Raw genomic sequence first — 14,241 nt, 5'->3', positions numbered from 1 at the left:
TAAGTAAAATATAAATATTGTATATTATGATTTATATTTTATAAATTTTTATTTTATACTTAAGTGTAAATAATGTAATTCGATAATTTATATAAATATGCTTGCTAAATTTTAGGTAATTTATATGGTAATATGTATTGTAAAAATAAAATTATGGGAGTGATAAAAATATTGAAAAAACTATCCTTTAAAATGAAATTGTTAATTACGATTTTACCAGTTGTAATAATTGGAATGTCAATTTTGAGTTTTACAACATTTTATGAACTTAGAAAAAATATTGAAAGTGAACTTGTCTATGATAAATTGGAGGAAGGAAAAAAATTAACTGAGAATATAAACAATTGGATAGAAGGAAAACTTTTAGAAGTAAAAAGTGCTGCTAATACACCTACGGCAAAGTTAATAGAAACAGATATTTCTGCTGTGGATAATTTTAATGCAGAAAGAATCAAATTTTTAGAGAAAAATTACCCAGGAGAATATGATAATGCAGCAGCAACTTTATTTAATAATGATGGTAAATCTAGAGCTCAATATTCAAATGGAGATTTCGTAAATGGTGATGTAGCTGAAAAAACATGGTATAAGAATTTAATGAGTGGAGTACCGTATAATATATCTAATCCAGTAATATCAAAGGGAACTGGTAAAGCTTTGGTTGTTATAGGAGTTCCAATTAAGAATGAATCAGAACAATCAATAGGAACAATGATATCTGCTGTAAATCTTTCACATATTCAAGAAAAAGTTAAGGAATTTAAATTTGGTGAAAAAGGATATAGTTTATTAATTGGAAATGATGGAACTATTATTGAACATCCAGATCAGTCATTAGTAATGAAAACAAATATATCAGAAATAAAAGATGAAAATATACAATCATTAGGAAAAGAAATGATGGAAAATGAATCAGGTGTATTTAGATTTGGAAATGGAGATAATAAATCAATTGTATTTTATAACAAAGTTCCTCTATCAGGATGGAGTGTAGCAAGTGTTGTATCTGAAAAGGACTTATTTGCTTATTTAAATAAATTAATATTAATATTACTTTTAATAACAATAGTGATTGTATTTATTGTTGCAATAGTAATTACATTTGTAGCGAAACAAATGACATTACCATTAATTAAGTTATCTGATTTTGCAGAAGAAATATCAGAAGGAACTCTTACAAATAAATTAGAAGTTCATGGACAAGATGAAATTTCTAATGTGACAAAAGCATTAAATAATACAGTTTCAAGTCTTAAGGAAATGATTGGTGATATAAGTAATTCAGCTGATGATGTTATGTTAATATCTAACAGTTTAGCATCATCAACAAGTGAATCGTTAAAGGGGAATGAAGAGGTTTCACGAAGTATGCAAGAAATAGCTACAGGGGCTGTATCTCAGGCAGAAGGGGCAAGCAAGGCCTCTATTGTTACAAAAGAATTGGTTGAAGATATAAATGAAATATCTAAAAAATGTAACTATATGATTAAGATAGTAGAAAAATCAACTAATAGAAGCAAAAAAGTTTCACAGGGAGTACAACAAGCTGTACATAGTATAAAGAACATAGCTACAACAAATGAACATAATGTCGAAGAAATTAAAAATTTATTAAAAAAATCTAAAGAAATAGGACAAATTGTTAATGTGATAAGTGATATATCTGAACAAACTAATCTTTTATCACTTAATGCAGCTATTGAAGCTGCTAGAGCTGGTGAACAAGGAAAGGGATTTGCAGTAGTTGCAGATGAGGTAAGGAAATTAGCAGAACAATCAAGTAATTCTTCAAAAAGAATAGTAGAGCTTATTAATGGAATTCAAAAACAAATTGAAATCATATCAAATAAAATGAATGATGGAACAAGTGAAGTTATGCACGGAGTTAAAATGTCAACATTAATTGGTGATGATTTTGAGGAAATAAATAAAGTATTTAATGAAGTTAATAATATTGTATCAGAGGTATCAGAGTCTACTAATAGAATGGAGAAAAAAGTTAATGTTACATCTGATATTATAAACAATGTTGCAGCTGTAACAGAAGAAAATTCAGCAGCTACAGAAGAAGTAACAGCATCTAATGAAGAGCAAACTGCTTTTATGCATCAAATTGTAGATTCAACTTATACATTAGAAGAATTAGTTAAAAAACTTAATAATACAGTAGATAAATTTAGATTATGATATAAAAATAATTATATTCTATTTAATTAATATATACATATGTGATATTAATTAAATAGAATTTTTTTATTTAATTTTTAAAGATATATTACAACTAAAATGATATATTTAAGGTAGACTTTTATGACCACGATAATGTTAAGAGAGGGTTTATAAAATTTAAGAGAAGAAGGGGGATATTATTATGTATAAAAGATTAATTATACTTATATTACTACTAAGTTTTTGTGGAGTAATTTTATTAGGATGTAAATTAAATAAAGATGAGAGCAATGAAAATGTTACTTTAACGTTTTGGTCAGGTTATAAAAATAAAGAAGCGGAAGTTTTTAAAAATAAGATAATACCAAAATTTAATGAGAAATATCCAAATGTAAAAATTGAAGCAACAACTATAGATGAATCAGAGTATGATAAAAGATTAATAGAATCCATAGTAGAAGGTAATAATCCAGATATAGCAAGAATTGATGTTACTGCTGTTCAAAGATATGCAAAGTTAGGTGCTGTAGCTCCAATTGATGAATTTAAAGACTTTGAAAAAATAAAAGAAGAAGTTTATGAAAATACTTTATCAACAAATTTATTTGATGGACGATATTATGGTATTCCAATAAATACAAATACTAAAGTTTCAATATATAACAAAGGATTACTTAAAAAAGCAGGTTTTACAGAAGCACCAAAAACATTTGATGAGTTAATATCTATTGGAGAAAAATTGAAAAATGATGGTGTTTATCCTCTATCTATTCAGAGGACTGATGTTTGGGCATGGTGTCCTTATTTCTTAAGTCTTGGAGGAAAGTTTACTAATGAAGATAATACAAAAGCAACAGGATTTTTAAATAGTAATGAAAGCATAGAAGCATTACAAAAAATAGTTGATTTAACTAACGGTAAATTTATAGCACAGCCTGCATTTGGAGACATAGATACGTGGAATGGATTAAAAGAAAATAAATATTTAATGATTGATGAAGGAACTTGGTGGTTTGGTAGTAATAAAGACTTTAAAGAAAATGTAATAATTTCAGAATTACCAGCTATAAATGGAAAAAGTATTTCTGTAATGGGTGGAGAAAATACAGTAATATTTAATAATAGCAAGAATAAAGAAATGGCTAGTAAATTTATTCAATTTTTAGCTTCAGATGAAGTACAGACTATTTTTTGTGAAGAATTAGGATTTTTACCAGTTAATAAAAAGACTGCGCAAAAAGATTGTGTAATAAAAAATAATATGTTAAATACATATTCTAAACAATTAGAATCAGCTTGGGTTAGAATTCCAAGTCCTAATTGGACAGTTATAGATAGTATATTACAAAAAACATTTGAAAAATGTATAAATGGTTCAGATATAAAATTAGAACTTGATAAAGCAGCTGAACAATTAGATGTATTATTAGAAAATGATTAGTGATATTTTGGATAATAGGGATTAGGAGATTATTATATGAATTTATTTAATTTAAAAAATGTTTATTCTAAAAGTATTAAAAATAAAATTTTAATTAGTATAGTATTAGTTGTTATTATTGGACAACTTATAGTAGGTTGTATTTTTAATATAGGATCTAATTTAAGTACAAAACAACTATTAAAAAAGACTATGGAAGAATCTGTTGAGTTAGCTTCTGATAGAGTATCAAGTCAAATCAAAGATTATAAAAAACTTATAAAAGAGATAGCTAATAATCCTATTGTTACAGATGAAAGTTTTTCTTTAGAACAAAAAATAGAATTCTTAGAAGATACTAAAGCTAGGAATGTATTTACTTCGATAGATCTTTTAGACGGTAATGGTATAGGAGTGAATAAAAATGTAAATCTATCTAATGAAGAATATTTTTATTATTGTAAAAATAATAATGATATATATGTTTCTACTCCTTTTCTAAGAACTGATAATGGAATAATGGGTATAGTTATATCATCTCCTATTAAAAGTAAGGGTGAATTTAAAGGAGTTTTAGTCGTTGGAATTTATTGTGATTTTCTTAGCAAAATAGTTCAAAATATAAATATTGGAGATAATGGATTATCATATATTTTAGATAAAGACGGATACATAATTGCTCATAATGAACAAAAAAATGTTTTATTTAGGCAAAATAATATAAAAACATATAAAACTGATAATTCTTTAAAAGATATTGTAAAATATGAAAATAAAATGATTAATGGTGAATCTGGTTTTGGAGTAGCTGAAATTGATGGTATAAACAGATTTTTAGCATATACACCTATTTTAGGGACTGATGGATGGAGCATAATTATTACAGCTAATAAACATGAGTTTATGAAACCATTATTAGTAAATACAATAATAAATATTATTATTGTAATATTAATAATAGCAATAGGATGTATAATTGCATCATGCTTAGCAGAAAAATTATCAAATCCTATTAGGATTATATCTAATAGATTACAAGGATTATCTAATGGAGATTTAACTTCTGATGTTAAAATAGTAAATACTGATGATGAAATTGGAGAACTTTCAAATTCATTGGCTAAAACTATTGGTTTTTTAAAAGTATATATTAAGGATATAGATGATGTTCTTAATAAGTTAGCTAATGGTGATTTATCACCAGAAATTAACAGAGAATATATAGGTGACTTTGGATCTATAAAGAAATCTATGGAACTTATAATTTCATCATTAAATGTTACTCTTTTAGAAATAAATGAGAGCTCTAATCAAGTTTATACTGGTTCTGATCAAGTAGAACAAGCTTCTAAAACACTTTCACAAGGGGCTATGGATCAAGCAAGTACAATTGAAGAACTTTCAGCAACCCTTGATGAAATTTTTCAACAAGTTAAACAAAATGCAAATTTTTCAAATGAGGCAAGTGAATTATCATTAAAATCATCTGTTGAAGTTGAAAAATCTAATGAAAAAATGAATGAATTAATAGTTGCAATGAATAAAATTGAGAAATCTTCAAAGCAAATTATAAATATAATAAAAACTATAAATGACATTGCAGAGCAAACTAATTTATTGTCTTTAAATGCATCCATTGAAGCAGCACGTGCAGGAGAAGCAGGAAAAGGATTTGTAGTAGTAGCAGAAGAAGTAAGAAATCTTGCAATGCAAAGTGCTAATGCAACTAAGAATATAGAAAATTTAATTAATAATTCAATAGAAGCTGTGAATAATGGAACTATTATTACAGATGAAACAGCAAAATTTTTATCAAAGGTAGTAAATACTTCAAAAGAAACAACAAGTATTATTGATGAAATATCTAATTCATGTAATAATCAGGCTGTTTCTATTGAACAGATAGTTATTGCTATTAATCAAATATCTGACGTAGTTCAATCAAATTCAGCAATATCAGAAGAAACAGCAGCAGCATCAGAAGAATTATCTTTACAATCTGAAAATTTAAAAGAATTAATTAATAAGTTTAAATTAAAATAGTAAGTAATATTTAAAGAGAGCATTAATATAATATGCTCTCTTTTTTTGTACAGGAGTTATAGAATTATTAAATCTTAAAAGCTTGATGAAATCTACATTTAAGTAAATATAAGTTGAAATAATAGTGAAAGTAGGGGGTAGGAGAAAATTACTTGTGGAATTTTAAAATGTATATTTTTATAAAATCTTTATGATTTTCAACTAAAACTCTAACTTTTCAATTATCCACTCTCAACTAAAAAGCGTGGCATAGCCATTTTTGTTTTTTTAGAGTATATTAAGTTCATAAAATCATAGATTTCAAATAAATTAAGAAACTAAATTTAATAAGTATTCGCTGAGTAACTTCAACTGGCAAAATCATAGATTTTGAATCTTACTTATGGTATAATTTATGAGGTTAATTAGCATTATAAAATGTAAAAGGAGCAATTTAAGATGAATATCTTACTTATAAATCATTATGCAGGATCTGATTATCATGGAATGGAATTTAGACCATATTATATGGCTAGAGAGTGGAAAAACATGGGACACGATGTTACGATATTAGGTGCTGATTTTTCACATTTAAGAAAAAATAATCCTAAGATTACAAAGGATTTTGAAGAAGAAGTAATAGATGGAATTACATATGTATGGGTTAAAACCCCTGAATATAGTGGAAATGGAATTGGAAGAATAAAGAACATATCAACTTTTATGTATAAATTAAGAATGAATTATAAAAAGATTGCAGATAAGTATAAGCCAGATGCTGTGATAGCATCTTCAACATATCCTTTAGATATATATCCAGCTAATAGAATAGCTAAAAGATGTGATGCAAAACTTTGTTTTGAAATACATGATTTATGGCCACTTAGTCCTATGGAAATAGGAGGATTTTCTGAAAAAAATCCAGCTATAGTAATGCTTCAAAGAGCAGAAGATTTTGCTTTTAAAAATTCAGATGTTATTGTATCAATTCTACCTAATGCAGATAAACATATAAAAGAAAGAGGATTTTCAACTGATAAGTTTGTATATGTTCCAAATGGAATAATACCTGGTGAAAAGAAAAATCCACCAACGGAGAAAACAATTGAAAGACTTAAGGAATTAAAAAAAGAAGGCTATTTCTTAGTGGGTTATACAGGTAATCATTCACCAGCTAATGTGTTAGATACATTAATAGATGCAGCAAAGAAAACTACTGATGAAAAAGTTAAATATGTTTTAGTTGGAAAAGGAAATGTTAAGAATGAATTAATAAATTATGCAAAATCTAATGATGTAAAAAATGTAGAGTTTTTAGATCCAGTATTAAAAGATAATATGGATAATGTATTACAATTATTAGATATTTGCTATATAGGATTAAAGAAACAAAATTTATTTAATTATGGAGTAAGTCCAAATAAATTATTTGACTATATGATGTCAGCAAGACCAGTAATTTATGCAATAGAAGCATCCAATGATCCAGTTAAAGATTCTAAGTGTGGTATAACAGTACCAGCAGAAAATCCTGATGCAGTAGTAGAAGCAGTTTTAAAGATAAAATCATTAAGTGATGATGAAAAGAAGCAAATGGGTCAAAATGGAAATGACTATGTATTAAGTAACCATACATATCATGGATTAGCAGTAAAATTTTTAAATTCGTTAAAAAAATAAATTAAGAATTTATGAAGAAAGCATATGTTTATCTCATAAGTAATTTAAAAATGATAAAATAATTAATAAATATATTTTAAGAGATTTATAAAATTTTATAGATTTAAATCTAGAATTGATTTTATAGGAGTGTATTCATGAATAGTTTTAACAAGGCAGTAAAAAGAGTATTTGATTTTATATGCTCTACCTTAGGAATAATAATTTTAAGCCCTGTGTTTATTATAATATCTATTATGATAAAGCTTGGATCAGATGGGCCAGTATTTTTTAAACAGATAAGGGTTGGAGAAGGCGGAAAAGATTTTGAAATATTAAAGTTTAGAACTATGGTAGTTAATGCTGAAAAATTGGGAAAACAGATAACTGTGGGAAATGATAATAGAATTACTAAAATAGGTTCATTTCTAAGAAAATATAAATTAGATGAATTACCGCAATTAATAAATGTCTTTAAAGGAGATATGAGTTTAGTGGGACCTAGGCCAGAAGTACCAAGGTATGTTGATTTATATAATGAACAACAAAGAAGAGTACTAGATGTAAAGCCAGGAATAACCGATTTGGCATCTATAAGATACAAAGATGAAAATGCTTTGCTTGGAAAAGCTAAAAATCCAGAAGAATTCTACATAAATACAATTATGCCTGATAAATTAGAGTTAAATTTAGAATATATAAAAAACAGTAATGTGTTTTTTGATGTTTATATAATAGTAAAAACTATTTTAAAATGTCTATAATAGTTAAATAGTAAATATTTAGTGTAAGAAACAGAAATTCAAATATTTAGAAAAGGTAGTGTAGTATTATGAAAAAGTTAAAATTTGCGATTATAGGTTGTGGAAGAATTTCTTATAAACATGTTGAAGCTTTATCAAAGAACTTTGAAGAAGCAGAATTAGTTGCAACATGTGATGTTATTTTAGAAAAAGCAGAAGCTAAAAAAGCTGAATACATAGAAAAATGTAAAGTTCAAGAAAATACAGTTCATACATATTCAGATTATAAAGAAATGGTAGAAAAAGAAGATATAGATGTTGTTACAATAGCTACTGAAAGTGGATATCACGCTGAAATAGCTATTTATTGTATGAAGAAAGGAATAAATGCATTAATTGAAAAACCAATGGCTATGTCTATTGAAGACGCTAATGAAATGATTAAAGTAGCAGAAGAGAATAATGTTAAATTATCAGTTTGCCATCAAAATAGATTTAATAAACCAATTAGAAAATTAAGAGAAGCAATTGAACAAAATAAATTTGGTAGATTAGTTAATGGTACAGCAAGAATTCTTTGGAACAGAAATATGGGATATTATGAACAAGCACCTTGGAGAGGAACTTGGGCATTAGATGGTGGAACATTAATGAATCAATGTATACATAATATTGACTTACTTCAATGGATGATGGGTGGAGAAATCGAAAGAGTATATGCTGAATGTGATACTTATTTAAGAGATATTGAAGCAGAAGACTTTGGTGCAATAATTATAAGATTTAAAAATGGATCAATTGGTATAGTTGAGGGTTCAGCTTGTGTTTATCCAAAAAATTTAGAAGAAACATTAAGTATATTTGGAGAAACAGGAGCCGTTTGTATAGGTGGACTTGCAAATAATGAACTTGAAACTTGGAGATTTGACGGTGAAAATGAAGAAGCTGTTAAACAAGAAGTTAATGTTAAGATAGATAATGTATATGGTGAAGGACACACACCATTATTTAAAGATGTAATAGATGCTATAAATAATGATAGAAAGCCTTTAATAGCTGGCGAAGATGGAATAAAGGCTATGTCTATAATTCTTGCAGCATATAAATCAAGGAAAACTGGTATGCCAATACAATTTCCATTAGAAAACTTTAGTACTTTAGATATGAAAGATGAATTTAAAGGAAGAAAATAAGACAAAATGCAGAAGGATTTTTTCCTTCTGCATTTTGTTTTAATAAATTATTTATTTATACTAGAGAACTCACATCTTGATTTCTTAAAGGAAATATAATATATCCTATTAGTAGGGATATTAATACTGGTAAAATCCATGCAAATCCTAATCTTGCAAGAGGAATGAATTTTAAATCAATGCTTGGTATTATTTCTAATATACCGAATACTAATGAAGTATAAATAGCTAGTCTAACAGCTTTTATATTTGTTATGTATTTATCTAATAATGTAGTTACTATTAAAGTTATTGTTACTGGGTATAAAATGTTTAAAATAGGACCAGATATTTTAACTATTTTATCAACTCCAAGGGAACCAATCATAATACTTATTAATGAAATTATAACTGCATTTATTTTATATGGTAATTTTCCATTAGATACTTTTTCAAAAAATGAAGAACCAGCAGTTAATAATCCTATAGATGTTGTTAAACAAGCAACACCAATAGCAATTCCTATTATAGTAGTTCCTATGTTTCCTAATACATTATTTGAAATTAATAATAGCAGTCCAGTTTTGGATAAATCTGAAATTTCAACTGCACTTGTTTGAGCACCTAAAAACATTAGACCACCGTAAATAAATGCTAACCCAATTATAGCAACTCCACTTGATTTTATTGTCATAGGAAGTATTTCTTTATTTGAATAATTTTTTGCTTTAAGTGTATTTGTTATAACTGAAGCAAATAATAATGCAGCTAGTGCATCCATTGTTTGATATCCTTCTATAAAAGAAGAAGATAGTACAGAAGTTGCATCAGTAGAAACAACATGTCCAATAGGTGAAATTATTCCTTTAATAACTATAAATGTTAGTATAATTATTAAAATGGGGGTAAGATATTTACCAATAGTATCAATTATAGTAGATCTTTTTAGTACAAAAATTAAATTTATTCCAAAGTATATTATCATTGAAATCAGAGGCGTTAATCTAGGCACTAAAGGATTTATAGTTAATTCATATGTAGTTGCTGCAGTTCTAGGAATTGCAAGCATTGGACCTATTGCTATAAATAATATTGTAGCAAATATTACAGCAAATTTTGGACCTATTTTAGAAGCCATTGTTTCAAATGTACCATCACCTTTTGTTGTAGTTATAATAGCAAGAAGAGGTAATCCAACTCCGGTGCATACAAATCCAATAATACCTAAAATATATTGATCACCAACCATGTGACCTAAAAATGGCGGGAATATTAAATTACCAGCACCAAAAAACATAGCAAATAAAGCAAAGCCTATTATAATTACATCTTTTGTGTTTTTCTTCATAAATATTTTCCTCCTTAAATTATTAAGACTTTCATAATAATGTAATGTTAATTATTAACTTTTATTAATAAGTGATACTTTTAGATATTAACATAACATTAGTCTATGCTCAATATAAAATAACAATATATTAATAGGAACTTAAATAAAAAACATAATAAAAACATTATAATTTTGAAAAAATATTAAAAAAACATTTTTAAATTTATAATTTAGGCAAGTCTACTAGAAGAGTATCTAGTAGATATTAACACTTTGCTAAATATGTGATAACATAAGAATAGTTAAAAATATTATAGATAAGACTTTATTTAAAAATTAAAAATATAACTTTATGAGAGGAAGATATAAAGATGAAAGTAAAAAAAGCCATTATACCAGCTGCTGGACTTGGAACAAGATTTTTACCAGCTACGAAGGCACAACCTAAGGAAATGTTACCTTTAGTTGATAAACCAACAATTCAATACATAATTGAAGAGGCAGTTGCATCAGGTATTGAAGAAATACTTATTATAACAGGAAGAAATAAAAAGTGTATAGAGGATCATTTTGATAAATCTATAGAATTAGAATTTGAATTAGAAAAATCAGGAAAAGAAGAACTTTTAGAATTAGTTAGAAATATTTCAGATATGGTTGATATACATTATATTAGACAAAAAGAACCTAAGGGGTTAGGTCATGCAATTCATTGTGCTAAGACATTTGTAGGTAATGAACCTTTTGCTGTTTTATTAGGTGATGACGTTGTTGATAGTAAGGAACCTTGTTTAAAACAATTAATAAATTGCTTTAGTGAATATAATACTACTATTTTAGGTGTTCAAACTGTACCAGAAGAAAACGTATCAAAATATGGAATAGTTGATGGTATTCATATAGAAGATAGAGTTTATAAAGTAAAGGATTTAGTTGAAAAACCATCAGTAGAAGAAGCTCCTAGTAATGTGGCTATTTTAGGAAGGTATATAATAACTCCAGAAATATTTAATATATTAGAAAATACGAAGCCAGGAAAAGGTGGAGAAATTCAATTAACTGATGCATTAAAAACTTTGATTAGTAGAGAAGCAATGTATGCGTATAATTTTGAAGGAAGAAGATATGATGTTGGGGATAAACTAGGTTTTCTACAAGCAACAGTAGAGTTTGCATTAAAGAGAGAAGAGTTAAGAGAACCATTTATACAATATTTAAAGAGTAATTCATGGGAGACTAAATAAAATATAGAATTGATATTTTAATAAAAATCTATTTTAAGTTGTAATTTTTATAGCTTTAAAATAGATTTTTTATTTTTTGTGGAATTACATTACTAAAGAATCTATGGATAACCTTCAAATACTATATTTTAAAGGTTTTATGAATATCACTAAAGAATAAAAAATAATCATAACAAAAGATAAATTACAAAAAACTACAAATTTATAATTACTTTAATATTTTTTTGATACATTTTTAAAATAAATAAATTAATCCTTAAAAAGATTTAAGATATAGTAGTATTAATTCGATAATTGTATATAAGAAAAATTTTTTCATTGGTGTTTTATGATGAAAATTATGGACCACAAATTTTAATTTAATCAAGGAGGAAGTTAAAAAATGAAGAAGTATAATAAAATAAACTTCAAATCAAGTATATCTAGTAATGTATTTATTATGATGATTCTTGTATCTATTATTCCAATTGTAGTTTTAGGATTTAGCTCAGTTTCTCAATTTTCTAAATCTAGTAATTCAGAGTTTGAAAAAAATTCGAAAACTCTAATGCAGGCTATAGAGCAAAATGTAGAAAATAAATTTGATACTATATATACTGCAATGAATTATCTATCAAAAAATAATGCTTTTGATGATAGTGAACAATCAAAAAATAATCTATCATGGGATTTTAGAACTCTTAAAGAAGGAAATTCTGATGTAGAATATGTTTATTATTATAGTGAAAAAAATAAAGATTTTGTTATGTATCCAAATGAGAGCATGGAAAATGATGATTATACAACTAGAGAATGGTATAAGAAAGCAAGAAATGCAAATGGTGAGATTGTATTAACAGATGTATATCAAGATATAATTACCAAAAATTATGTTGTTACTATTTCTAAAGCTATAATTATCAATGGTAATTTTGCTGGAGTTTTATGTGTAGATTTTAATTTAAATAATTTTGCTGATGCCATAAATAAAATTAAATACGGAGAAAATGGTCTATTATCTGTAGTTGATAAAAATGGTGTAGTAATTGCACATTCTAATAAAGATATAATAGGTAGTTCTAATATAACTAAAAATTCTGGGTGGAACAAAATAAGTAGTGAAGAAAGTGGAATTGTTGATTTATACTTAAATAATACTGATTATACTACTAGCTTTGTTACTTCAAAAGTTACTGGATGGAAGGTATTAATACAATCTCCTAAAATAGAAATAAATAAATTAAAAAATCAATATATGTTAACTTTAACTATAACGGGTATTTTGTTACTTATAGCTGTAATTATATTAGGAATACTTTTTTCAAAGAAAATATCAATAAATATTAAAAAACTTAAATTTGGTATTAAAAAAATTGCAGATGGTGATTTTACAGAAAACATAGATATTTCATCTGGTGATGAATTAGAAGAATTGGCTAAAGATTTAAATGATATGCAAAATAATATATCTAATTTAATTAAAAATGTTAATAACTCAGTTCAAAGTGTTAATGATACATCTTTGGGACTAGCTAATATGAGTGAAGAAGTTTCTTTGACAATTAATCAAGTAGCGACTACAATTGATGAAATATCAAATGGAAATATGGAATCAGCTGAAAATCTTCAAGATTTATCACAAAATTTAGATGGTGTATCTGAAGAAATAAATACTATAAATGATGCGGTACAAAATATAAATAAGTTAGCTATAGATACTGATGTTTTAAGTAAAGAGGGTCTTGAGATGATAAGAGTTATAATGGATAAATCAGCTCAAACTAAGACAAGCACTTTAGATGTTAGTAGTGTTGTTACTGTGGTTTCAGATAATGTAAAAAATATAGCATTAATGAATGAAGCTATAGCTAAAATAACAGAGCAAACTAATCTTCTTGCATTAAATGCTGCTATAGAAGCCGCAAGAGCAGGGGAAGCAGGAAAAGGATTTGCAGTAGTTGCAGAAGAAATAAGAAAACTAGCAGAACAAACAGCTGTATCAGCTAAAGAAATTGATTCTATAATAAAAGATGTTGCATCAAATGTTAATAAAGCAGTAGATGAAGTTAGTAAAACTAATAATGCTGTTAATAGTCAAGAACAATCTGTATTAAATGCAGAAACAATATTTAATAATATAATATCAGCCATAAATAATTTAACAAGTAGAGTTGAGGAAGTTGCTACAGGAGTTAATGAAGTTACTTCAAAGAAAGATAATGTTGTTACTCAAGTTCAAAACTTATCAGCTATAGGTGAAGAAACAGCAGCATCTGCAGAGGAAGTATCTGCATCAGCTCAAGAAGTTTCAGTATCTACGAATAAATTTGTAAATTATGCAAATGGACTAAAAGGATTATCAAGTACTTTAAGTGATGAAATAGAGCAATTTAAATTAAAGTAAAAATATATTTAAAAAGCAAGTTTGTATTGTATTAAAAAGATATGATTAATTTAGTAGGAAATAAATGATTTTATACTAAATTTAAATCATATCTTTTTT

9 protein-coding genes are annotated in these 14,241 nt (G+C 26.2%); 8 read left to right on the top strand and 1 reads right to left on the bottom strand.

Annotated elements, in window-relative coordinates:
• Positions 1–171: 171 nt before the first annotated feature.
• The 6 genes from BGI42_RS12705 (at position 172) to BGI42_RS12680 (ending at position 9,206) form a co-directional block, all read left to right on the top strand.
• Positions 172–2,187 carry a methyl-accepting chemotaxis protein gene (locus tag BGI42_RS12705; protein ID WP_084023890.1) on the top strand — a complete coding sequence of 672 codons (2,016 nt, stop codon included), beginning with the start codon at positions 172–174 and terminating at the stop codon, positions 2,185–2,187.
• A 184-nt stretch (positions 2,188–2,371) separates the two neighbouring features.
• Positions 2,372–3,610 carry an extracellular solute-binding protein gene (locus tag BGI42_RS12700; RefSeq protein WP_069680652.1) on the top strand — a complete coding sequence of 413 codons (1,239 nt, stop codon included), beginning with the start codon at positions 2,372–2,374 and terminating at the stop codon, positions 3,608–3,610.
• A gap of 36 nt (positions 3,611–3,646) precedes the next feature.
• Positions 3,647–5,632 carry a methyl-accepting chemotaxis protein gene (locus BGI42_RS12695; protein ID WP_069680651.1) on the top strand — a complete coding sequence of 662 codons (1,986 nt, stop codon included), beginning with the start codon at positions 3,647–3,649 and terminating at the stop codon, positions 5,630–5,632.
• A gap of 438 nt (positions 5,633–6,070) precedes the next feature.
• On the top strand, positions 6,071–7,291 hold the full coding sequence (locus tag BGI42_RS12690; protein ID WP_069680650.1) for a glycosyltransferase family 4 protein: 1,221 nt from the start codon (positions 6,071–6,073) through the stop codon (positions 7,289–7,291).
• A 137-nt stretch (positions 7,292–7,428) separates the two neighbouring features.
• Positions 7,429–8,034 carry a sugar transferase gene (locus BGI42_RS12685; protein ID WP_069680649.1) on the top strand — a complete coding sequence of 202 codons (606 nt, stop codon included), beginning with the start codon at positions 7,429–7,431 and terminating at the stop codon, positions 8,032–8,034.
• Positions 8,035–8,102: 68 nt separating this feature from the next.
• Entirely contained in the window at positions 8,103–9,206 is a 1,104-nt protein-coding gene (locus tag BGI42_RS12680) for a Gfo/Idh/MocA family protein (RefSeq protein WP_069680648.1), read from the top strand.
• A gap of 55 nt (positions 9,207–9,261) precedes the next feature.
• Here the strand turns inward: BGI42_RS12680 and brnQ are convergent, their stop codons facing one another.
• Positions 9,262–10,533: a branched-chain amino acid transport system II carrier protein gene (gene brnQ, locus BGI42_RS12675; protein ID WP_069680647.1), complete on the bottom strand. Its 1,272-nt coding sequence runs from the start codon at positions 10,531–10,533 to the stop codon at positions 9,262–9,264.
• Positions 10,534–10,886: 353 nt separating this feature from the next.
• On the opposite strand from brnQ, the gene galU reads away from it, so the two are divergent.
• Positions 10,887–11,759, top strand: coding sequence for a UTP--glucose-1-phosphate uridylyltransferase GalU (galU, locus tag BGI42_RS12670; protein WP_069680646.1), 873 nt, complete (start codon positions 10,887–10,889; stop codon positions 11,757–11,759).
• A 382-nt stretch (positions 11,760–12,141) separates the two neighbouring features.
• Positions 12,142–14,142, top strand: a complete 2,001-nt coding sequence (locus tag BGI42_RS12665; RefSeq protein WP_069680645.1) for a methyl-accepting chemotaxis protein — start codon at positions 12,142–12,144, stop codon at positions 14,140–14,142.
• Positions 14,143–14,241: the final 99 nt, after the last annotated feature.

Origin of the sequence: Clostridium taeniosporum, from assembly GCF_001735765.2 — a bacterium.
Lineage (GTDB): Bacteria > Bacillota > Clostridia > Clostridiales > Clostridiaceae > Clostridium > Clostridium taeniosporum.
Note: the sequence above shows the minus strand (reverse complement) of the source record. Positions and strands in the feature narration are given on the sequence as shown.